Annotated in this window: 20 protein-coding genes and 2 tRNA genes; 5 read left to right on the top strand and 17 right to left on the bottom strand. The window is 34.7% G+C overall.

Annotated elements, in window-relative coordinates:
- Window positions 1-20 precede the first annotated feature (20 nt).
- Genes GGR32_RS04810 through GGR32_RS04795 form a run of 4 tightly spaced genes read right to left on the bottom strand, consistent with a single transcriptional unit; the run spans window position 21 to window position 4,660 of the window.
- Window positions 21-752 carry a hypothetical protein gene (locus tag GGR32_RS04810; protein WP_183477011.1) on the bottom strand — a complete coding sequence of 244 codons (732 nt, stop codon included), beginning with the start codon at window positions 750-752 and terminating at the stop codon, window positions 21-23.
- 44 nt (window positions 753-796) lie between these two features.
- Complete coding sequence (locus tag GGR32_RS04805; RefSeq protein WP_183477009.1) at window positions 797-1,321, bottom strand: hypothetical protein; 525 nt, start codon at window positions 1,319-1,321, stop codon at window positions 797-799.
- A gap of 28 nt (window positions 1,322-1,349) precedes the next feature.
- Window positions 1,350-3,962, bottom strand: a complete 2,613-nt coding sequence (locus GGR32_RS04800) for an AsmA-like C-terminal region-containing protein (RefSeq protein ID WP_183477007.1) — start codon at window positions 3,960-3,962, stop codon at window positions 1,350-1,352.
- Between the two features lie 5 nt (window positions 3,963-3,967).
- Window positions 3,968-4,660 carry a queuosine precursor transporter gene (locus GGR32_RS04795; RefSeq protein WP_183477005.1) on the bottom strand — a complete coding sequence of 231 codons (693 nt, stop codon included), beginning with the start codon at window positions 4,658-4,660 and terminating at the stop codon, window positions 3,968-3,970.
- Between the two features lie 83 nt (window positions 4,661-4,743).
- On the opposite strand from GGR32_RS04795, the gene folK reads away from it, so the two are divergent.
- Window positions 4,744-5,865, top strand: coding sequence for a 2-amino-4-hydroxy-6-hydroxymethyldihydropteridine diphosphokinase (gene folK, locus GGR32_RS04790; RefSeq protein ID WP_183477003.1), 1,122 nt, complete (start codon window positions 4,744-4,746; stop codon window positions 5,863-5,865).
- Here folK and GGR32_RS04785 read toward each other — a convergent pair.
- Window positions 5,862-6,395, bottom strand: a complete 534-nt coding sequence (locus GGR32_RS04785; protein WP_183477001.1) for an RNA methyltransferase — start codon at window positions 6,393-6,395, stop codon at window positions 5,862-5,864. The two genes, folK and GGR32_RS04785, sit on opposite strands and share 4 nt — an antisense overlap.
- A 203-nt stretch (window positions 6,396-6,598) precedes the next feature.
- On the opposite strand from GGR32_RS04785, the gene mutS reads away from it, so the two are divergent.
- The 3 genes from mutS to GGR32_RS04770 all read left to right on the top strand — a co-directional run bounded on the left by mutS (window position 6,599) and on the right by GGR32_RS04770 (window position 9,446).
- Window positions 6,599-9,172, top strand: coding sequence for a DNA mismatch repair protein MutS (mutS, locus tag GGR32_RS04780; RefSeq protein WP_183477170.1), 2,574 nt, complete (start codon window positions 6,599-6,601; stop codon window positions 9,170-9,172).
- A gap of 90 nt (window positions 9,173-9,262) precedes the next feature.
- Window positions 9,263-9,335: transfer RNA gene (locus GGR32_RS04775), tRNA-Gly, on the top strand.
- A gap of 23 nt (window positions 9,336-9,358) precedes the next feature.
- Window positions 9,359-9,446, top strand: a tRNA-Leu gene (locus GGR32_RS04770).
- 178 nt (window positions 9,447-9,624) lie between these two features.
- On the opposite strand, the gene GGR32_RS04765 is transcribed toward GGR32_RS04770, so the two are convergent.
- The 11 genes from GGR32_RS04765 to GGR32_RS04715 form a co-directional block, all read right to left on the bottom strand.
- Entirely contained in the window at window positions 9,625-10,791 is a 1,167-nt protein-coding gene (locus GGR32_RS04765) for an ABC transporter permease (protein WP_183476999.1), read from the bottom strand.
- A 6-nt stretch (window positions 10,792-10,797) separates the two neighbouring features.
- Window positions 10,798-11,754 (bottom strand): HlyD family secretion protein, encoded by a 957-nt coding sequence (locus GGR32_RS04760; RefSeq protein WP_183476997.1) that lies wholly within the window; start codon window positions 11,752-11,754, stop codon window positions 10,798-10,800.
- A gap of 2 nt (window positions 11,755-11,756) precedes the next feature.
- On the bottom strand, window positions 11,757-13,148 hold the full coding sequence (locus GGR32_RS04755) for a TolC family protein (RefSeq protein ID WP_183476995.1): 1,392 nt from the start codon (window positions 13,146-13,148) through the stop codon (window positions 11,757-11,759).
- Window positions 13,149-13,262: 114 nt separating this feature from the next.
- Complete coding sequence (locus GGR32_RS12130; RefSeq protein ID WP_183477169.1) at window positions 13,263-13,490, bottom strand: MarR family winged helix-turn-helix transcriptional regulator; 228 nt, start codon at window positions 13,488-13,490, stop codon at window positions 13,263-13,265.
- A gap of 215 nt (window positions 13,491-13,705) precedes the next feature.
- Window positions 13,706-14,749: a dual-specificity RNA methyltransferase RlmN gene (rlmN, locus tag GGR32_RS04745; RefSeq protein ID WP_183476993.1), complete on the bottom strand. Its 1,044-nt coding sequence runs from the start codon at window positions 14,747-14,749 to the stop codon at window positions 13,706-13,708.
- A 136-nt stretch (window positions 14,750-14,885) separates the two neighbouring features.
- The gene (gene queA / locus GGR32_RS04740) at window positions 14,886-15,935 is read right to left on the bottom strand and encodes a tRNA preQ1(34) S-adenosylmethionine ribosyltransferase-isomerase QueA (RefSeq protein WP_183476991.1); all 1,050 of its coding nucleotides are present in this window, start codon (window positions 15,933-15,935) and stop codon (window positions 14,886-14,888) included.
- Window positions 15,936-16,004: 69 nt separating this feature from the next.
- Complete coding sequence (locus GGR32_RS04735) at window positions 16,005-17,273, bottom strand: 3-phosphoshikimate 1-carboxyvinyltransferase (RefSeq protein ID WP_183476989.1); 1,269 nt, start codon at window positions 17,271-17,273, stop codon at window positions 16,005-16,007.
- Between the two features lie 252 nt (window positions 17,274-17,525).
- Complete coding sequence (locus GGR32_RS04730) at window positions 17,526-17,852, bottom strand: nucleotide pyrophosphohydrolase (protein WP_183476987.1); 327 nt, start codon at window positions 17,850-17,852, stop codon at window positions 17,526-17,528.
- Window positions 17,852-18,304: a D-aminoacyl-tRNA deacylase gene (dtd, locus tag GGR32_RS04725; RefSeq protein ID WP_183476985.1), complete on the bottom strand. Its 453-nt coding sequence runs from the start codon at window positions 18,302-18,304 to the stop codon at window positions 17,852-17,854. The genes GGR32_RS04730 and dtd overlap by 1 nt, the downstream gene beginning before the upstream one ends.
- Entirely contained in the window at window positions 18,301-19,257 is a 957-nt protein-coding gene (gene rsgA / locus GGR32_RS04720; RefSeq protein ID WP_183477168.1) for a ribosome small subunit-dependent GTPase A, read from the bottom strand. Before rsgA ends, dtd begins: the two co-directional genes overlap by 4 nt.
- A gap of 112 nt (window positions 19,258-19,369) precedes the next feature.
- Window positions 19,370-20,443, bottom strand: coding sequence for a bifunctional 3-deoxy-7-phosphoheptulonate synthase/chorismate mutase type II (locus GGR32_RS04715; protein WP_183476984.1), 1,074 nt, complete (start codon window positions 20,441-20,443; stop codon window positions 19,370-19,372).
- A gap of 192 nt (window positions 20,444-20,635) precedes the next feature.
- On the opposite strand from GGR32_RS04715, the gene gldA reads away from it, so the two are divergent.
- Entirely contained in the window at window positions 20,636-21,532 is an 897-nt protein-coding gene (gene gldA, locus GGR32_RS04710) for a gliding motility-associated ABC transporter ATP-binding subunit GldA (RefSeq protein ID WP_183476982.1), read from the top strand.
- Between the two features lie 227 nt (window positions 21,533-21,759).
- Here the strand turns inward: gldA and GGR32_RS04705 are convergent, their stop codons facing one another.
- Window positions 21,760-22,848, bottom strand: coding sequence for a T9SS type A sorting domain-containing protein (locus tag GGR32_RS04705; protein ID WP_183476980.1), 1,089 nt, complete (start codon window positions 22,846-22,848; stop codon window positions 21,760-21,762).
- Window positions 22,849-22,910: the final 62 nt, after the last annotated feature.

The following is a 22,910-nucleotide window of genomic DNA, read 5'->3' as shown; positions in this document are numbered from 1 at the left end:
TTGTAAAGATAAAATTATTTTTATTTCCACCAATTTTCCTTTTCTGTTGGCGAGTAATCTTCCCAACCTTGGGAGATGTATTTTTTGCTAGGAAAAAACTCTCCTGCTCCTATATCAAAATCATCATTAGCGTTTGGTACTCTATAGTCTCCCCAATTAGCTATTTTTTTTGGAGCATTAATGTTAGGTTGCCAAGTTCCTATAAAAGCATTATTAAAATAACCATCGGAAAACAATTCTATATCATCATATTTTATTTCATCTTTAGCAGATAAATACCATTTAGAATATAATTTACCTTTAAATATTCCAGTGTTTTTTTGTAAAGAATCTTCTTTAAACTTATATTCTGCAATAAGTATTCCTTGAGATTTTATTTTGTGAGATTCATATTCATTGTCAACACCAAAATGTAAATTTTTCACTTCTCTAATTTTAATGATACCGATGCTTCCTGTAAAGTTGTAGATTTTTCCTTTTATAGCATATTTTCCTGTAATGCTGTACTTGTTTAAATTGTTTATATCCTGTTTTACACTTAGTATTTTTATTTTTAAGCGTTGGTGGTTTTTACCTAGAATGCCTAACGTAGGTCTATCCTGTATCCAGAGATTGGCAAAGTTATAGTTATTGTATATTGCTAGTGCATTTTCTGGTTTAAGTGCTGTATTGTTTGTTATTTTTTGTTCTGTAATGTTGTTTTGAGCGCATGCTAGGCTTGTAAAAAATAATAAAGTTAATAAAGGTTTCATTGTTGAGTTTTTAAGCTTGTTTTGTAATTACTGAAAGCATAAGTCTAGGAGGCGGTTAAGGCTTTAATATTTGTAATCCTGATGCCTTTAAAGCAATCGTCGGCACAGTTTGGCTCAACATAACCACAGGTGGAAATTATTCCGTTATTTTTTGTTTCAAAATATACTTTAGCGTTTTCTCTTTTTATAAGCCAATTGTTCTTTACTTTTTTATACACTTCATCAAGGGTAATTGCTTCTGTTCCATTTTTATGGGTATTTATTTCCTTTCCTTTTTCTATCCAAGCTATGTTGTCGATTTCTTTTAAAGAGCTTTGGGGATGAGATTGCTTAAATTCCCGTTGTATAACTTTACCTTTTTTTACGGTAATTGTGGTTTGTTGTGTTATTCCTGTCCACGAACTGTTGCTTACTGTATATTGGTAGGAGTTACCTGTACTTTTCTTAAAGCTTTCCCATGTTTTTTTACTCGTGTCATATTCATTTTGATAATTGATGTTTGTGGGTGCGCAAGCAAAAATAAAACTGCTTAATAGCAGGATATTGGTTAAGTAGAATATCTTTTTCATTTTTTAAATTTTCGGGTATAAGGTAAGTCTATTTCTTTTTACCAAAAATACCTTTAATTAGGTCTTTAGCGGCATCTTTAACTTCTTCTTTATCGGTTTTATCCTCTTTTGTTTTTTCTGTTTCGTTGTTGTTATTTAAAAATTTATTTATTTCATCTTTAGCTTTATCCTTTAAATTGTCTTTTTGCTCTTCAATTATTTTGTTGCTTAACTCTTTAGTAGCTTGTTGGATGTCTAATTGTAATTGAGGGTTGGTGAAATTTCCGCTAACGCCAATAGGTAAGTTTATAAGGGTATTTTCTAGATTTTGATTACTTAATTTTGCAAGATTACTTCCTATATCTTTTCCGAGGTAGCTTGCAGGAAGTGCTACGGCAAGTTGATAGTTTATAGAGTTGTCAAAACCATGACTACCGGCTACTTGTATGTTAACATCTTTATTAATAGCGATGTTAAAAGGTTTTACCTTTACTTGTCCGTTATCAAAATTTAAAGATGCGGTTACTTCTTTTAAGTTTAGATTGTCAAGGCTAAGTTTATCTATGCGGTTGTCTAATTGCTTAAGCAAAGGCGATTTTTCTGATTTCACTTGAGCTTCTATAACTTCGGCAAAAGCATTTCCGGCAAGAGAACCCAGTACAGGAGTTAGCGTTTTTGTAAGGTTTCCTTTTAAGCTTAAACGGGTTGAAAAATCACCATCTAGGGTGTTGGCAATAGGAGCAATACTTTGCAATAAACCTATTCCTGTAAAGGATTGCGCTATGTTCATGTGGTTAAGCTCTAATTGAGTTGCAAAGGTAGGGGCGTTGTTTTTTGTAGAAACATTTCCGTTAAGGCGAATGTTTCCTCCAAAAAGGTCTGAGGTGATATTTGTTAAACTAGCAGTTTCATCTTTTATACGTAGGCTTCCTTTTACATTTTTTAAGTTTAAGTTGTCGTAGATAACGGTATTTGCTGTAAAATTTAGCGTTGCATCAAGGAAAGAAGGTATTTTTATTTGTTCTTCAGGTGTACTTTCATCTTGTGGCTTTTCCTTTGAAGCTTCGGAGGTTTTTGGGGTTTCTTCGGTTGTACTTACCATAAAATCGTTTATAGAAAAAGTATTTGAACTTACATTAAAAACACCTTTTAAGTCTTGGTCTGCAAATAAATACCCCATAATATTTTCGATGTTTCCGTTAAAAGAAGCGTCGGTTTTTCCTGTGGTTAGTGTTAATTGCTCTAAGTTAACTTTGTTTAGGTTAAACAGTACTTTAGCTTGATTAATAGCAATTGGGTTGGCAAAATCATCAGAGGTGTAACTGAAATTATTCAGCCCAATTTCTCCGTTGCTTTTAATGTTATGGTATTGTTCTTTCTCTAAAGAATTCATGTCGAATTGTGTAGTGATATTAGCAGAAAGAACACCATTTAATTTAGTATCAAGTTCGATAGGGTATACTTGTTCTATGTTGGATAAATTTAAAATTCCATTAGCGGTTAAATTTATTTTTGCATTGCTAGTGATATCTTTAAATTTTCCAGAGGCTTTAAATTGATCTTGGTCTATTCTAAACCTTAAGTTATTTAGGTTAACATAGGTATTTTCTAAAATTCCTGTTTCGTTATTAATAGCAATATCAAGGTCTATATCGTTTACGGCTTTTGGTAAACTAGGGTATTTAAAGTAGGCTTTGTTACTTTTTATGTTAATAGCAAAAGTAGGAATATGGGTTTCGTCTATAACTCCTTCAACTTGTCCGTTAATGCTAAAATCTCCCGAAGTTTTTACATCAGAAATATCTTTAGCATAGGTTTCTGGGATAAGCCCAAGAAAGTTTCTAAAGTCAGAATTTGGAGTGCTAAAGTTAAGTTTTGTCTCGGTGGTTTTTTCGTTTACTTGTACATACCCGTTAAAGGCTAATGGTAATTGATTAATAAGGGCTTTATTGTCTAGAAATTCAAATTTCATTTTTTCTAAATCCATATTAAAATCAGCATCTAATTTTATACGGTGTTTATTTAGGTAAGCTACATCTTCTGTTATGAACGAAACAGTTGTATTGGTTTTTGTTTTTAGCTTAGAGGTGCTTGCCGAAAAATCGCCTGTTCCTTCATGGTTAAAATCCTCCAACAGAAAAGTCATGTTAGAAGACTTATCGTTATAACGGATATTGCTGTTTGCTATCTTGTAGTGTTGTAGCCCAAGATTAAATGTGTTTTTTTCGGTAGGTGTTTCGCTAGGTTCAGTAGGTGTTTTACTTTCTTTTGTGATGTTGTAGTTGGCGTTTCCGAGGCTGTCTACTTTTATGGTAATATTCGCTTTATTTATTAAAAACTCTTTAAGATTAATGTTATCTGTACCTTTTAGAAGTTGTAAAAGCTCTATTTGTAGCTCGATATCTTTAATTTGTGCAAGTGTATCTCCCTGAAAAGGTGCCTTGTTAATTACGCTAACATCATGTAAACCAAGCGATGCTTTAGGGAAACTGCTTAATAGGCTTAGGTTTAATTTTTTCCAGTTTACTTCGGCATTAATATTTTCGTTAATGGCGTTTTTTACTCCCGCTTCTAATTTATCTTTAAAGAAAAAAGGAATTACCAGTAAGGCAATAATAAGTAGGAGTAGTAAGATGCCTATTAGTTTAAAAATCTTTTTCATGGTGTTTAGAGGTTTATTTCTTCTGCAGGTTTAAGGTTAAATTTTCTTCGTAAAATGTATGTGCCAAGATACAAAAACGGCGTGTCTAAAGCAGCAATAAGTACTTTAAATAAAAAGCCGCTTAGCAATAAAATGCTAAAGTTTTCCCAAGCTATTTTTCCTACGCTGCAAAGTAGGAAAACCACTGTAAAGGTATCTACAAACTGTGATAAGAAAGTAGAGCAGTTGTTTCTAAGCCATAAGTGTTTACCTTTTGTAAGTTTTTTCCAGAAATGGAATAATTGTATATCGATATATTGTGCAAATAAATACGCTAGCATAGAAGCTAAAACCGCAATAACAGTGCTGCCAAAAACCTTAGAGAATAGCTTGTCGTTTATGGGCGACCAACTTGTGGCAGGAGCCATTTGTGCCGTGTAAACAATAAGCATAGAGAATAAGGAAGCAAAAATACCGGCTGTTACAATTTGGTTAGCTTTCCGTTTACCATAAATTTCACTAATCAAATCGGTAATTAAAAAAGTGATAGGATAGGGGAGAACACCTACCGAAATTTCAAAAGTATAAACCCCAAAAAAATCCCAATAGAAAAATTTTTGAAAAATAAGGTTAGAAGCCACCAACGATGCAATAAATAACGATGCTAGCACAAGGTAAACCTTATATGCTGAATAATGCTGCGGATGAATTTCTTTCATAAAATTATGTATACAAACTGCAAAAATACGTTTATGTTATTTTCTTTTGTTTAATTTGCCAAAAAATACCAAATCTATTTTTTTTGAAACATACACGCGTATATTTATCCTTAGGAAGCAACCTTGATGAAAAGCTAAAACATCTACAAAATGCTATAAATGCAATACATAACCAGGTAGGAAATATTGCCGAAATATCTAGTGTATATCAAACACCTGCTTGGGGCTTTGACGGGAACGATTTTTATAACATTTGTATTGGTGTAGATACTTTTTTACCCCCAGAAAAATTGCTCGAAAAACTGCTAGAAATAGAAAAAACACTAGGAAGGACAAGAAATAAAGAGGTAAATGCTTACCAAAATAGAAGTATAGATATAGATGTTATTTTTTATGGAAATATACTTGTAGATAAACCAAAGTTAACCATTCCGCACCCAAGGTTAACCGTACGAAAATTTGTGCTGTTTCCATTGGCAGAAATAGCTCCAAATTTTATACACCCCAGTTTAAATAAATCTATAGAGGTATTGAAGGCAACCACAAAAGATGTTTCTTTAATAAGCAAAGTGCCTCAAAAACTTAACAAACCTTTACTTCCCGACAATCCTTATAATTATTTGGTTATAGAAGGAGCTATAGGAGTAGGGAAAACAAGTTTATCAACTTTGGCGGCTCAAGATTATAATACGGCGTTGGTTTTGGAGCGTTATAAAGATAACCCATTTCTTCCTAAATTTTATAAAAATCAATCACGTTATGCTTTTCCGTTAGAGATGTCCTTTCTGGCCGATAGGTATCAGCAACTTATTGATGATATTTCACAATACAATATTTTTACAGACCATGTAATTGCTGATTATGATATTTATAAATCCTTAATTTTTGCAAAAATAACCTTAGCCCCAGAGGAGTTTGCTTTGTATAAAAAGCTATTCAACATCATGTATAAAGATGTAGCAAAACCCGATATGTATGTGTATTTATACCAAAATACCGAACGATTATTAGAAAACATAAAGAAAAGAGGGCGAAGCTATGAGCAAGACATTAGAGGCCAGTATTTAGAAAAGATAAACGAAGGCTATTTGAGTTTTATAAAAAATCAGCATTACTTTCCTATCAAGATAATCGATGTTTCTGAACTCGATTTTATAGCCAATAGAGAAGATTACCTAAAGCTTTTAGAAACTATTTTTAATTAAGTTAGTTTGCTAAAAACATCCCAAACTACCACCCCAACACTTACCGATATGTTTAACGAGTGTTTATTACCGTATTGAGGGATTTCAATCACCTTATCACTTGCCGAAACTACCGTTTGCTGTACACCTTTTACCTCATTGCCAAAAACAAGCGCATATTTTTCTTCTTTATTAGGACTAAAGTCATTAAGCATTTGGGCATTTTCAGCTTGTTCGATGCTTAAAATTTTTACGTTTTCGGTTTTAAGTTGCTCAATTATTTCTAGCGTATCTTTAGCATAAACCCAATCAACCGTGTTGGTAGCGCCCAAGGCTGTTTTATGGATGTCTTTATGCGGCGGAGTAGCTGTAATCCCACACAAATAAATTTTTTCTACCAAAAAAGCATCTGCCGTTCTAAAAACAGACCCAATGTTATGCAAGCTTCTTACATTGTCTAACACAACGATAATAGGTGTTTTCTTGGTGTTCTTAAATTCAGAAACACTAATGCGTTCTAACTCACTATTTTTAAGTTTTCTGTTTTTCATGATAGGTACACTTGGTTGTATTTTTAAGCGGAAGCAAAAATAGGAAAACTTACACTAAAAAAGTCGCTTATTTTTTCTGCATATAAAAGAGCTTACAAGATGTAAAAGGTTTTTAAGAAAAGGATAGTTTGTGTACTTTTACTTTTTCTAATAATAAAGACAAGAAATTGACAGCAAAAAAAGCAAAGAAGGTAACTCCGTTAATGCAACAATATTACTCGATTAAACAAAAATATCCAGATGCGATGCTTTTGTTTCGAGTGGGCGATTTTTATGAAACTTTTGGCGAAGATGCTGTTAAGGCTGCAAACATATTACAAATTGTACTTACCCATAGAAATAACGGCGATGAAAAAACCGAGCTTGCAGGTTTTCCGCACCACTCGTTAAACACCTATTTGCCCAAATTGGTAAAAGCGGGTCAGCGCGTGGCTATTTGCGATCAGTTGGAAGACCCAAAGCAAACCAAAAAAATCGTAAAACGAGGGGTTACAGAGTTAGTTACACCTGGAGTAGCGCTTAATGATGAAGTGTTGCAGCAAAAAAGCAATAATTTTTTAGCGGCTATACATGTAGATAAACAAACTTACGGGGTGGCTTTTCTAGATGTTTCTACCGGAGAATTTCTTACGGCCCAAGGAAATCAAGAATATATAGATAAATTGCTGCAAAATTTTTCACCTAGTGAATTATTAATTCAGAAAAAGCATAAGAAAATTATAGCTGAAAACTTTCAGCAAGATACCCATCGTTTTTATTTAGACGATTGGGTTTTTACCCCAGACTATGCTAACGAAACTCTTACAAACCATTTTGATACTAATAGTCTAAAAGGTTTCGGGATTGCCCAACTACCTTTAGGAATAATGGCGGCAGGAGCTGTTTTATATTACCTAAGCGAAACACAACACAATAAATTAAAGCACATTACTTCGATTGCGCGTATTGCAGAAGAAGAATACGTTTGGATGGATAGGTTTACCATCAGAAATTTAGAATTATACCAAGCCAACACACCACAAGCAGTAACTTTGATTGATGTGATTGATAAAACCCATTCTGCTATGGGCGGGCGTATGTTAAAACGTTGGTTGGCCTTGCCGTTAAAAAATCAATCTAAAATAGAGCAACGCCATAAAATAGTTGCTTATTTGGCAGAAAATACCGAGGTACTTGAAAAGCTACAAAATCAAATAAAACAAATAGGCGATTTAGAGCGCCTTATTTCTAAAGTAGCTACACAAAAAATAAGCCCGAGAGAAGTACTGCAGTTAAAAACATCTTTAGATGCGATTATTCCTATTAAAGAAATTACTTTTCAAACAGCAGTAGAGCCATTAAAAGTGCTTTCCGATAATTTACACGATTGCGCTTTGTTGCGTGAAAAAATAACAGAAGCAATTCACCCAGATGCACCTGTAAATATTGCTAAAGGAAATGCTATTGCCGATGGTTTTTCAGAAGAGTTAGATGAACTTAGAAAAATTGCTTTTTCGGGGAAAGATTATTTAGATAAAATGTTGGAGCGAGAAGTAGCGCAAACAGGAATTACCAGCCTAAAAATAGGGAGTAATAATGTTTTTGGCTATTATCTAGAGGTAAGAAACACCCATCGTGATAAAGTACCAGAAAATTGGATTCGTAAACAAACACTGGTAAATGCAGAACGCTACATTACCGAAGAATTAAAAACATACGAATCTAAAATATTAGGCGCGCAAGAAAAAATACAAAGTTTAGAGCAAGAGCTGTTTACAAAACTAGTTGTTTGGATTTACGATTATATAAAAATTGTTCAGCAAAACGCCATAAAAATAGGGCAATTAGATTGTTTAGCAGGTTTTGCACGTTTAGCCCTAGAGCACAATTACCAGCAACCAGTTATGAATCAAGGGTATGATATTCATATCGAAGAAGGCAGGCATCCCGTTATCGAGAAGCAACTCCCTCCCGATAAGCCTTATGTAGCAAACTCGGTAAGTTTATCGCAAGATGAACAACAAATTATCATGATAACAGGTCCCAACATGAGTGGTAAATCTGCTATTTTAAGGCAAACCGCTCTAATTGTTTTATTGGCACAAATGGGAAGCTTTGTACCTGCAAAAAAAGCAGAAATTGGGGTGATAGATAAAATTTTTACCCGAGTAGGTGCTAGTGATAACATAAGTATGGGCGAATCTACTTTTATGGTAGAAATGAACGAAACCGCCAGTATATTAAATAACATCTCTAAACGCAGCTTAGTATTGCTAGATGAAATTGGTAGAGGAACAAGTACTTATGATGGAATTTCGATAGCTTGGGCAATTAGCGAATATTTACACCAGCACCCTAGTAGGCCTAAAACTTTGTTTGCCACACATTATCATGAACTTAATGAGATGAAGCAAACTTTTGAGCGGATAAAAAACTATAATGTTTCGGTAAAAGAAACCAAAAATAATGTACTGTTTTTAAGGAAACTGGTACCAGGAGGAAGTGAGCATAGCTTTGGAATTCATGTTGCAAAAATGGCAGGAATGCCACAGCAGGTTATTCATCGTTCAGAAAAGATTTTAAAGAAGTTAGAAAAATCGCATCGACAAGAAAATAAAGATGAACAACTAAAAAAAGCCACGGAAGCTGAACCTCAATTAAGTTTTTTTAAATTAGATGATCCTTTATTGGAGGAGGTGAAACAAGAAATTTTACAAACTGATATAGATACACTTACACCTGTGGAAGCCTTGATGAAGCTTAATGAGATAAAGCGATTATTAACCCCAAAGCCATAAAAAAGTATTTTTTTTTGAAAAAAGCTTTGTAGAAACAAGAAAAACACATATATTTGCAACCGCAAATCGTTGCACGTTCATTTACATAACGCGAAAATAGCTCAGCTGGTAGAGCGCCACCTTGCCAAGGTGGAGGTCGCGGGTTCGAATCCCGTTTTTCGCTCTAAGCTGTAAATTAAAATATACGCTCGGATGGTGGAATTGGTAGACACGTTGGACTTAAAATCCAATGACCATTGCGGTCGTGCGGGTTCAAGTCCCGCTCCGAGTACCACGAAAACCCCTGTAATCACAGGGGTTTTTTAGTTTTTAGCCGTTTTTGTTTTTACGAAAAATATGGAAAAAACTAAAAACGAACATAGAAACGGACATAGAAATACAATTATATACTTTGATATTCGCATGAAAAAACAAAGGTTTTTCAAAGCTGTCTATTTACATGAAACCAACCCCTAGTTGTTTGTTGCTTTAAGGATTTTTTTCTTTTTAAAGAATAAAGCAATATAGGATAAGAGTGCACAAACTACACCTATCCAAACCATAGCCCATACGGCGGGCATGCTTTGTGCCAAGCTACCTTCTTCGATGAGTAACACTCTAAAAGCTTTTAAGAAATGTGTGAGTGGGATTACATTTGCAATGGCAACTACCCATTCTGGCATTTGAGATAATGGCCAAGTAAAACCACTTAGAATAAAGCTGGGCGTGGCTATAACCATTAAGATTTCGGTGGCTTTTAGCTGACTAGGAATTAAAATACTTACTAAAATTCCGATAAAAGAAACCGAAGCTACAAAGACCCCTGCAATAAGGGTTAATGCACCCAGGTTTTCGTAAAATGGAATTCTAAACCAAATGGTAAATAAATAATAGAGTAGCCATATTCCGAAGCTCATTAGCAAGTACGGAATTATCTTTACCGCCATTATTTTAAGGATAGATGGATTTTGAGTAATTAATGTTTTAAACGTTCCATTTTCATATTCCGAAGCAAAAGAAAGTGCTAGGCCTAATAACAGTACTTGTTGTAGTACTGTGGCTAAAATTCCTGGCCATAAAAAATACATGTAATTGGTACTACGGTTATACTTTTTAATAAACGTAGTTTTAAAGGGTTCGTACTGGGTAAGGGCAATGCTTTCGGGCATGCCTTGTTTTTTTAGACTTTCTATTTGTACGCCTGCTTTTAATGTTCCTAAACAGATTTGTATTGCTGTTGAGGCATAATTGGCGGTTAGCACATTTGATGTATTTACAATGGTTAAGATTTCGGGATATTTTTTTGTCATTATTTGTTTTTCGAAATCTTTAGGGATAATTACAATTGCAGGAATGTTATCATTCTCCGCAACTATTTGTGTTAATTTATTCTGGTCATACTGAAGGTAAGCTACATTTAGCACTTCATTATCTTGCATCATCTCAACAGCCTTTTTGCTCATTTGGCTTTGATCTTCATCAACTACCACAATAGGTAAATCGGTAACTTTTCCTTTTTGGTAAACAAAGCCCAAAAGTATTCCGTACATAATGGGAGCGCCAATAAATAGTAACCGGAGTACGCTGTTGTTCCAAAATAATCGAAACTCTCTGTTGATAAGTGCGATGAAGTTTTTCATGTTAGATTAAGGTAAATTCAGAATTACAGTGGTTTTTGTAAATAATTCTTGTGCTTTTTTAATATCGGTAGGTGTTACTTTTATTTCAAACAGGCTTTCTTGTATTTCGTAATCAGGGTATGCTGTTGCAATGTTAGCATAGGCACCTAAGGCTTTAATAGTGGTTATTTTCCCTTCGATAGTGGTGTTGTTATAAATCACATTAACGCTTACTTTTTGGTCTTTTTTTACTTTATCGAGTTGACTCTCTGGAATTGTAAACCTAAAATAAGTAGAGTTAGAAATTGTACCGCTAAAAAGCGTATAGCCAGGAAGGGCCAATTCTCCTACATTAAGGCTTATGTTTTCTATAGTTATATCTTGCGGCGCAATGATATAGCGTTCTGCATCTGCACTAGAGACTTCTTCTAAAGCTCCTAATGCTCTTTTTTGTTGCCCTAAGGCCATTTTTTGTTGTTCTATTCGAACGCCATGTTTTACATCGGATATTTCGGCTTGAACTGCCAAATATTGCGATTGTGCTCCTTGGTATTTAGCAAAAGCTTCATCGTAGGTTTGTTGAGGTATTAGCGAATCTTTTAGCATGTTCGCTAACCTTGTAATCGACTTTTTTGCAAAGTCATATTGTTCTTTTAATGCTACTCTTTTTGCTTCTAATTGCTTAAGTTGGTTTTTGGTAGCCCCTTTTACTGCCATTTCATATTGAGCTGTTGCAGATTCTACCGCACCTTTTGCTTGGTTTTTTTTGGCGTCTACCTCGGGAATGTCTAAAATGGCAAGGGTGTCTCCCTTTTTAACAAGCTCTCCTTCTTGAACGCGAATGTCGATTATTTTACCAGGTATTTTAGCAACTACGCCTAGTTGTTCTCGTTCTATTTTCCCTTGAATGTTGTTTTTTTGAGGGGTGTTGCATCCTGAAAGTAAGAGCGTTATGATGGTAGTGGCTAGGTATATGTTTTTCATTTCTATTGGGTTAAAACGGTGTTTGTTAATTCTCCTGTTACCAATATGGCTTCGAGAGCAGCAAGTCGTTGGTTTATCAAGGCGTTAACTTTATTTGTAGCTGCTTTTAATAAGTCGTTTTCGGCTTCTAAGCGCTGGGAAATATTAATAAGGCCTTCTTGGTATTGTTTTATAGCCATGCTTAAGTTATGCGAGGCCACTTTCTCTTGTGTTAATCCTATTTGGTATTTTTGATTTTGAATTTGGTATTGGGAGATGTTGTTTTCTAGCAGCACATTAAACTTTTCTTTGGCATCTGTTAGTTTATTATCTATTTGTAATGCGTTTAATTTAGCTTTGTGTATTTTATGCTTACGCTCAAAGCCACTAAATAGTTCCCATTTCATAGAAACACCAAGCATCCAATTAGGGCTTAGTGTAAACTCGTTTAATTTGCCATAAAGGTTATTGTTCATGATGGGGAGGTTTGGAGTAATTACTGTAGCATCAAACACACTGGTGTAAGAAACTCCACCAAAAGCGCCTAAAACAGGAAGGTAGCTGCCTTTTTCTTTTTTTATCGCGTAAGCCGATGCTTTTTTATAAGAGGCTAAGGCTTTTAATTCTTGTTTGTTTTCTGTAGATAGGTTTTCTGGAATGCTGTAAGGTGTAAGTAAATAATTTACTTGATTGATTTCCTCTAGGGTATAGCCTGTAAGGTAGTTTATTTTTTGGAAGAGTACTTTTTTGTTGCCTTCAAGTTCTATTTTTTTACCTTCAAGTTCTAAGTTGGCTAGCTTTATTTTATCCCTGTCGTAAGGAATGGCTAAGCCTTCCTCGATGGCTCTTTCCACTCTTTTGGTTTCTATAGCTAGGCGTTTTTGGCTATCTTCTAAAAGGATTTCGATAGCATCAAGCAATCGGATTTGGTCGAATGCATGAATAACCTCTTTCACCAAGTTTTCCTTTTCTGCTTCGGCAAGGTATGTTGTACCTTGTTGCTTTTGAGCTAAGGCTTTTGCCCCGTTTTCTATTTGAAAACCGCTAAAAAGCACTGTTTTTGCCATTAGGCTACCCATTAAAATGTTTCCGTAATTATCAAACGATGCTTTTTCATCAAAAATAGGTTGGTTTAATACCGGGATTTGCCCAGTAGGCAGATCGACCGTTATGTTTGTATCGAAATACATATAATTGGCTGAGCCTTCTATTTTTGGGATGTATTTGTTCCAAACACTTTTTCTTTCGGTATTTATTTTTTCTACTTCTAAGAGCTTATTTTTAATAGCGGCATTTTTATCGATAGCCTTTTCAATGGCCTCTTGTAAAGACGGGCTGACTTCTAGTTGCGTTTGCGAAACTCCTAAGAATGTAGCAAGACAAGCGATGATGGTGGTGGTGGTTTTGAATGCCATTTTATTTTTTGTCTAAATTTTGATTTATTTTTTCAAAAGTTTCTTTAATGATCATTATGTTTTCATTATCAATTCCTGTCAAGGCTTTTTTTATTGTTTTATGGACAAGTGGAATTATTTTTTTTCTAAACTTTTCCCCGCAGAAGTTAAAAAAATTAATTTTAATCGCCTATCATTTTTATCGTTTCTTCTTTCTACCAATCCGTCTTTTTCCATTTTATCTATTAAACGGCTTATGCTGGGACGATCCCGAAAACTCTTTTGGGCAAGGTATTGTTGCGAGCATCCGTTTTTCTCCCATAATATTGCTAAGATAGACCAATGTTCTTTAGAAATTTCAATTTTATTTTTTTAAAAACTAGTTCCTAAAGCACGATTAAATGTGTGTGGGGTTCTGCCTGTAAGCAAATTATAAAAATCTTGATAATTTAAAACTGATTGCATAGACAACTGTTGTATTTACAACAAAAATAGATTTAATCTTTATAAGAAATAGTTTTTGATTATAGATGGCTCTATCTCGTAAAATGTCCTTTAAAATTTGTATAGCTTAATTTTTAAGAAGATTTATTGGCTAATTGCCCACAGGCAGCATCAATATCTTTTCCTCTAGATTTTCGTACGGTAACCGTTATATGGTTGCGTTCTAATGCATTTTGGTATGCGTTGGTTACCCGTTCATCGGCTTGCTGAAACATGCCATCATCTATAGGGTTGTATTCTATAATGTTTACTTTACAAGGAATGAGTTTACAGAATTTAACCAAGGCATCAATATCTTCCTTTTTATCGTTAATATCTTTCCAGATAATATATTCGTAAGTAACTCTTTTTTTAGTTTTTTGATGCCAATAAAGTAAGGCTTCTTTTACATCGGCTAACGGGAAAGTTGTATTAAAAGGCATTATGCGCGAACGCACTTCATCTATAGCAGAATGTAAGGATAGAGCTAAGTTAAATTTCACCTCATCATCTGCAAGTTTTTTAATCATTTTAGGCACGCCAGAAGTAGAAACAGTAATACGTCTAGGCGACATGCCAAGCCCTTCTGAAGAGGTAATTTTATCTATAGCTTTTAGAACATTTTTGTAGTTCATTAAAGGCTCTCCCATCCCCATAAAAACAATATTAGATAACGGAATGTTATTGTATAGCCTGCTTTCTTGGTCTATGGCAACAACCTGATCGTATATTTCGTCAGGGTTAAGGTTACGCATTCGTTTTAGGCGAGCTGTGGCGCAAAATTTACAATCTAAGCTACAACCTACTTGAGAAGATACACAAGCCGTGGTTCGCGAATAGGTAGGAATTAGTACAGATTCTACTGTTAATCCATCATGCAATTTCACGGCATTTTTGATGGTGCCATCTTTGCTTCTTTGCATTTTATCTACACGCACATGATTAATAACAAAATTATCCTCTAACATACGGCGTGTTGTTTTAGAGAGGTTTGTCATGTCGGCAAAGTTATGCGCTGCTTTGCTCCATAGCCACTCATATACTTGTGTTCCTCTAAATGATTTTTCGCCTTGAGCTACAAAAAAATCTTGTAATTCTTGCTTACTAAGTGCTCTTATATCTTTTTTTTGAACTTTCATAGAACAAAGGTATAAATAATAAAAGGTTATCTAAAAAGCTAAAAAATAATCAAACTTCCAATCTGCTTTTAGATTAGTGCTTGTTTTGAAGCTTTAGATAACCCTTTTTGTGTTATATCAAACTGTTTAACAACGCTTATATAATAAGCATAGCGTCTCCATAAGAATAAAACTTGTATTCTTCTTTTACAGCTTCTTCGTAAGCTTTTTTCATTAAATCATGCCCTGCAAAAGCAGAAATCATCATTAATAAGGTTGATTTTGGTGTATGGAAATTGGTAATCATACAGTTAGCAATGCTAAAATCATAAGGAGGGAAGATAAACTTATTTGTCCATCCTTTAAATTCGTTTAATGTACCATTAGAAGATACGGAGCTTTCTAAGGCACGCATTACGGTTGTTCCTACCGCGCAAATTCTTCGTTTTTCGGCAATAGCGTTATTTACCACGGCTACAGCTTCTGTAGAAATTTCTGCTTCTTCGCTATCCATTTTATGTTTAGATAGATCTTCTACTTCTACTGGGTTAAAAGTTCCTAGGCCAATATGCAGGGTAACTTCAGCTAGATTTACTCCTTTTATTTCTAAACGTTTAAGCAGGTGTTTAGAGAAGTGTAATCCTGCGGTTGGTGCAGCTACAGCACCTTCAGATTTAGCATATATGGTTTGGTAACGGTCTGCATCTTCTGGCTCAACCTCTCGTTTTATATATTTAGGAAGCGGAGTTTCTCCTAGTTCGTTAAGCTTGTTTCTAAACTCTTCATAAGAGCCATCGTAAAGAAAACGTAAGGTACGCCCTCTAGAAGTCGTGTTGTCGATTACTTCGGCTACAAGGCTTTCATCTTCACCAAAATAAAGCTTATTTCCTATACGTATTTTACGTGCGGGATCTACCAATACATCCCACAGGCGTGTTTCGGCATTTAATTCTCTAAGTAAGAAAACTTCGATACGTGCACCTGTTTTTTCTTTATTTCCGAAAAGACGAGCAGGAAAAACTTTGGTGTTGTTTAAAATCATAACATCTTCTGGTTCGAAATAATCGATAAGATCTTTAAACAATTTATGTTCTATGGTCTGCTCTTTACGGTTTACCACCATAAGTCTGGCTTCATCTCTGTTTTCTGAAGGATATTCGGCTAAGAGTTTTTTTGGCAGTTCAAAATCGAACTGTGAAAGTTTCATTCCCATACTAGATTTTTTAGAAGTGCAAATATACAACTCCGCAATAGGCGTTGTCAAGTAAATGGGCAATTATTTCAGCAATAGATTTTTATAGTGTTTTTTTACAGAAATAGAGAGCTTTTCGAGGTCATCCCAGAACTTAGGGTACGATTTAGAAACCACTTCTGCATTTTTAATGGTAAGAGGTGTTTTTAGCACTAAAGGGGCAAAACTCATTGCCATCCTATGGTCGTTGTATGTATTTATTTGGATGTTTTTATTTAATTTAGAACAAGGAGCTAAGTTTAAAGAGCTAGAGGTTAAGCTTAATTCGCCCCCTAGTTTTTCTATTTCGTTTTTTAAAGCAACAAGCCTATCAGTTTCTTTAATTTTTAAGGTATGTAAGCCTGTAAGTTTGCAGCCTATACCGAGCCCTAAACAGGTTACTACTATTGTTTGGGCAATATCGGGGGTTTCTAATAAATTGGCCTCAAAGTATAAGGGGAGTTTACGAGGCGTTTTAGAAAGTTCTATATAGTTTTTGGTAATAAACTTGGTTTTTACGCCTAAAGGCTCATACAATTGCTGTAGTAAGGCATCGCCTTGAAGGCTATCTTGCTTAAATGTGTTTAGCCTAACTTTAGCGGTAGAGGTTAAAGCAACCAAACTATAGAAGTAGGATGCAGCACTCCAATCGGATTCTACAAAGAAATGATGTTTTTTAATTTTGGTTAATGGTCGTATAGAAATTTGATATTGGTTAAAGCTAACTTCGGCACCTAAGGCGCTTAGTAGTGCGTAGGTCATTTGTACATAAGGTAGCGAGGTAACTTCTTTTTCGAGAGTAATTTCTAAGCCTTGTGGTAAATTTGGGGCTATAAGCATTAAGGCAGAAATGTATTGACTGCTAATGTTAGCTACAAGATTGACGTTGTTTTTTAATAGATTTTTTCCTTTTATTTTTAAAGGAGGGAAGCCGTCTTTATCGAGGTAAGTTATATCGGCTCCTAAAGTTTTTAGTGCATCGACTAAAATTTTAATGGGACGCTCCTGCATGCGTTTGCTTCCGGTAAGAACAACTTCGGCTGAATTAGGGTTAGACGCAAAAAAGGCAGTAAGAAAACGCATGGCAGTACCTGCATGGCCTACATTGTAGGTGTTACTTTTGGTAGAGAGAATTTTTTGGAGATCGATAGTATCGTCTGCCGTTGATAGGTTTTCTATTAGGATATCAGGATAAAGGGCTTGTAATATCAATAACCTGTTCGACTCGCTTTTAGAGCCAGTAATCTTTATTTCGGATTCTTTTATGGTGTTTTTTACCGCAGTTAAGTGTACCGAAAAAGATTGTTTATTCATTTTGTTTACGTTTAAGCGCAGTTTTAAATTTTAAATAGCTAATAATGAACCCGTAAAAAAAGCTGCTAATTATATTGGCAATAATAAATCTAATAGGTGCTACTTTTATGCGTTCTTCATAAAAGGTGGTAAAATCTATCCTATAATTAAATAGTGTGATAAAAAGATTGTAAAGAATAAAAAATCCAAGTCCTAAAAACAGTACAGATCTCCAAAAACTAGGTGTGTTTGTTATTTTTTTGAAACTCATTTTTATTGAAGTTTTTTGTTTTGATGATGGCGGTTGTGGTCTCGTTTTGTTTTTAAATCTAATTTTTTATCAAAAGCATCTTGTAGGTTTATACCTGTTTGGTTGGCAAGGCAAAGTACTACAAAAACTACATCGGCTAGTTCTTCGCCTAAATCTTTGTTTTTATCGCTTTCCTTTTCGCTTTGTTCGCCGTAACGGCGTGCAATAATGCGTGCAACTTCACCTACTTCTTCTGTGAGTTGTGCCATATTGGTAAGCTCGTTAAAATAACGTACACCATGTTCTTTAATCCAATTATCTACGGCTTTTTGCGCATCTTGTATATTCATTATTCTTTATTTTTAGAGTCTATAATTATGGTTACAGGGCCGTCGTTAACTAGGCTTACTTTCATATCTGCTCCAAATTCGCCTGTTTGTATTGTTCTGCCTAGTTGTTTTTCTAATTCTTCTATAAATTTTTTATATAAAGGAATGGCTATTGTGGGTTTTGCTGCTTTTATAAAACTTGGTCTGTTGCCTTTTTTGGTACTTGCGTGTAAGGTAAACTGGCTTACAACGAGTAGCTCTCCTTCAATATCTTGTACAGAGAGATTCATTGCTTGGGCTTTATCGGCAAAAATGCGCATGTTTATTATTTTTCGGCAAAGCCATTCGATGTCGGTAAGCTTATCTTGTTCTTCAATACCAACTAAAATTAATAAACCTTGATTTATTTTACCAACCGTTGTTGTTGCTATACTAACTTCCGCTTGTGCTACACGTTGGATTACTGCTCTCATGAGTCTTTATTTTTATAAATATCGGTTCGGTAGTTTTCTTCTTCGCCTTCTAGTATTTGTAAGTATGATTTGTACCGGGACCACGCAATTTCGTCATTTTCAAGTGCATCTTTTACAGCGCATTTCGGCTCGTTTAAGTGTAGACAATTGTTGAATTTACAATCTTGTTTTTTGTTAAAAAATTCAGGAAAATAATTTCCTAATTCTTGTTTCTCTATTTCTACAATTCCAAAGCCTTTGATTCCTGGAGTGTCTATAATTCTGGCCCCGAAAGGTAAATCGTACATTTCTGCAAAGGTAGTAGTGTGTTGCCCTTGTAGGTGTTGTTGAGAAATTTCGGCAGTTTTTAAGGTTAAATCAGCATCTAAGTTATTAATAATGGTCGATTTCCCTACGCCGCTATGCCCAGAAAATAAGCAGGTTTTATCTTTCATAGCGAGCTTTAATTTATCGACATTGAAGCCTGTTTTTGCCGAAATAGGCATGCATGTATAGCCTATTTCTCGGTATAGCGCCATCAGGTAACGTATCTCGTCTTTTTCGGTTTCGCTATAAGTGTCTACTTTGTTAAAAAGTAAGATAACAGGAATGTGATAAGCTTCGGCAGTTACCAAAAAGCGGTCGATAAATGTAGTGAATGTTGGAGGGTTGTTAAGCGTAATAACCAATAGCGCTAGGTCTATATTTGCTGCAATAATATGAGTTTGCTTAGATAAATTGACCGATTTTCGGATAATGTAATTATGCCGAGGAGCTATTTCTTGAATTACTCCAATAGTTTCATCGGCAGTTTCTTCTAGTTTAAACTTTACTTTATCGCCTACGGCTACGGGGTTGGTGTTTTTGATTCCCTTTAGGCGAAACTTCCCCTTTAACCTACATGAATAAGTTAAGTTATCTTTGGTTTTTACAGCGTACCAACTTCCGGTAGACTTATATACAATTCCTTCAATCAATGTGTTAATTATAAATTTTGCAACAGTTTCAAAAATACAAATTTATGGTGTCCTATGTGTCAATTACCATAGTTGTTTGCTGTAATTGGTTAATTTTTTCTGTTTGCAATTAATATTCTTTTTGTTGTCGAATAGATTCTTGGTGAATGGCTTTAAAAAACTGAAGGATAAAATCTTCACTGAGTTGTTTTTCTTTTCCTAATTGAATCATTTTTTGAGAAATTTCATTCCATCTTTTTGCTTGAAGGATAGCTACATTTTTTTTGTTTTTTATTGCGCCTATTTCTTTAACAATCCCCATGCGTTCTCCTAAAATGGCAATTAATTGTTTATCGGTAACATCTATTTTGGCTCTAAGACTAGCTAAATCATCTATAAATGTTTTGCTGTTAGAGATTTCTCTTTTAATACTTAGGTTTTTTGTTATTTCGGATAAGTGGGAAGGGGTGATTTGTTGTTTTGCATCGCTCCAAGCTTCATCTGGATTAGGATGAGTTTCTATCATAAATCCATCATAGTTTAAATCTAGTGCTGTTTGGCATAAATCGAAAATTAGAGAGCGATTTCCCGCAATATGCGAAGGATCTAATAGCAAAGGTAAATCTGGAACTTCTGTTTGCAAATCAATTGGGATCTGCCATTCTGGATTATTGCGGTAGGTGATTTTTTGATAGGTAGAAAACCCCCTATGGATGGCACCTAATTTGGAGATGTTTTGCTTGTAGAGGCGTTCTACAGCTCCTAGCCAAAGCGCTAAATCTGGATTAATGGGGTTTTTAACCAAAACAATTTTATCTGTTCCTTTAAGTGCTTCTGCTATTTCCTGCACTACAAAAGGCGATACAGTAGTTCTGGCTCCTAACCATAAAACATCTACTTCGTGCTTTAAGGCTAAGTCTACATGCGTAGGGTTTGCAACTTCGGTAGCGGTAAGCAAACCTGTTTCTTTTTTGGCTTTAAGCAACCATTCTAACCCTATTATTCCTACTCCTTCAAAGTTTCCAGGACGTGTTCGAGGTTTCCATATTCCTGCACGTAGTATGCTTGTATCTGTATTTTTAAGTGCGCGAGCAGTAGATAAAACTTGCGCCTCTGTTTCTGCACTGCACGGGCCAGCAATTACTAAAGGGCGCGATAAATTAAAAGCATTTAACCAAGTATTTAACTCCTTCTTATTTTTCATAATCGGTTATTTCTTCAATGTATTTATCCTGATTATTTTTAAACACTATTTTAAATAAATACAGCTGCAAAATTATTCTTTCTTAGGGGAAACTTAGCTAAATTAACAACTAATTTTAAATTTAAGAAATGGCTTCTTTTTCAAAACACTTATTTATACTTAAATTAGCTACTTTTATAAAAATTTACAGATATGGGGATAGAGGTGAAAAATATAACAAAATATTATGGTGATCAACAGGCACTTAATGATGTTTCCTTTAGCGTTGGAAAGGGAGAAATTGTAGGTTTTTTAGGTCCTAATGGAGCGGGGAAATCAACTATGATGAAAATACTTACAGGTTATATTACTCCAAATAAAGGAGAGGCTTTTATAAATGGAAATAGTGTAAAGGACGAAATAAAAAAAGTGCAACAGGAAATAGGTTATTTGCCAGAGCACAACCCATTGTATCTTGAGATGTATGTTCGAGAATATCTTAATTTTTTAGCAAGAATACACCGAGTTCCCCAAAAGCGCATAGCGGAAGTTATACAACTTACAGGGCTTACCCCGGAAGCTAATAAAAAAATAGAGCAACTTTCTAAAGGATACCGTCAGCGAGTAGGAATAGCAGCTGCACTTCTGCACGACCCTAAGGTGTTAATTTTAGATGAGCCTACTACAGGCTTAGATCCTAACCAATTGGTAGAAATTAGAAATTTAATTAAAAAAGTAGGAGAAGAGAAGACTATTTTTCTTTCTACACACATTATGCAAGAGGTCGAGGCTCTTTGTGAGCGTGTGGTAATTATTAATAAAGGATGTATTGTAACGGATAAAAAGTTAGCAGATTTAAAAGGTTCAGAAGAGCAAATATTACGCGTAGAATTTGATTATCGTGTAGAAACTGTTGCCTTACAACGGCTAGAGCATTTGCTAGAAGCTGTGAATGTAGGCGGGTTCTTGTATGAATTATCTTTTTCTACCACAACCGATATGCGTTCTGCTGTTTTTGATTTTGCTCATGATAACGGACTTAAAATATTGCAATTACACCAAAAGCATGAAAATCTAGAAGAATTGTTTAGAAAACTTACGGTTGGATAAATATAAGTTTTCTAGTAAAAGTTTTTGTGCTTTTACTAAAAATGTAACGAGACTTCTTTATGTGTTGTTTAGTATAATGTGATAACTTCTTTGCGAAATGTGTTTCTTATAGGTTTTGTTTTAAAAGTAAAGCTTAGTGATATGAGCTGCTGAATCCAAAACAATAGATATAAAAAAATCCCTGCAGTTTGCAGGGATTTTTAGAATATTAATAAGTTTTTATATTCTTATTTTTTAGCAAACTTGAAAGTTTTAGTCTCTCCGTTAACTTTTACTTGTGCGATATATACACCAGTTTGTAAGTTAGCGATGTTTACTTGAGCATTAGTGTTGTTAACAGCTTGAGAAGCTACTTCTTGTCCTAATAAGTTGTAAACTTTTACGTTTTCGATTACAGACTCACCTTCAACAAATAAGTTGTTGTTGCTAGTGTAGTGAGTGAAAGCTTTAGCGATAACATCTTCTACTCCTAATTGACTATCTGTAGTGAAAGACCAAACAACAACAGTGTCTGTAGAATCACCACCTTGGTTGAAAGGAGTTACTCTCCAGTAATAAGTAGTACTTGCAGTAAAATAGTTCTGACCAGGTAAATGTAATCCTTCAATATCATTAGAAGCAAAAGTACCAGCAATAGGATTTCCGAAGTTAGGGTCAGTATCCATTTCAAATTTGTAACCATCTGCGGTATCTCCAGTTGTAGGAGCATCCCATGCAAAATCTACAGCAGTAACAGTAGCACCATCTCTGTCTGTCATTTCGTAATAAGCAACAGCAGTAGCAGCGTCTGCAGGAGTTGGGTTAGAAACAGCACCTGGAACTACAGGAACATTAGAGCTAGTAGTTACCGTAAAATCAAAAGGTCCTGTACTACCATTTCCTAAAACACTGAATAAGTCATCAAAGTATATATAATAAGTTTGATTTGCAGTAGCAGCGAAAGTAACTTCAGCATAAGGCTTGTTGTTGTTTCCGTACCAGTCTGCATCTAAACAGGTTAAGTCAGAACAAGATGTTCCACCCATAACACTTAATGTTGCAAAATAATCTGCTGCAGGATCTGCAGGAGTGTTAGATGTTACAGTAACCATTAAGGTTTGTGTTGGTGTATAAGAATACCATACTCCATTTTGAGCACTTGCATTTTCTGCCGTTACACAGCCTTGAGCAGCAGGTGTTCCATTTACATTGGCATTAGTAATAGTGGTGCTAGCATCTGCAGCTACAGATATAACTTCAGCATTAGCACAATCTGTTTGTGCATTTAGTGTAAAAGCAGCAAATAAAGCTACAATACCTAGTGTAATTTTTTTCATAAGTTATTTGTTTTGTTTATTTTAATGATGATGTAAATTTAACACTTATTTTTAATTATCCA

The organism is Mesonia hippocampi (assembly GCF_014197445.1).
Classification (GTDB): Bacteria; Bacteroidota; Bacteroidia; order Flavobacteriales; family Flavobacteriaceae; genus Mesonia; species Mesonia hippocampi.
The sequence above is the reverse complement of the archived record's forward strand: the minus strand, read 5'-3'. Positions and strand labels throughout refer to the sequence as shown.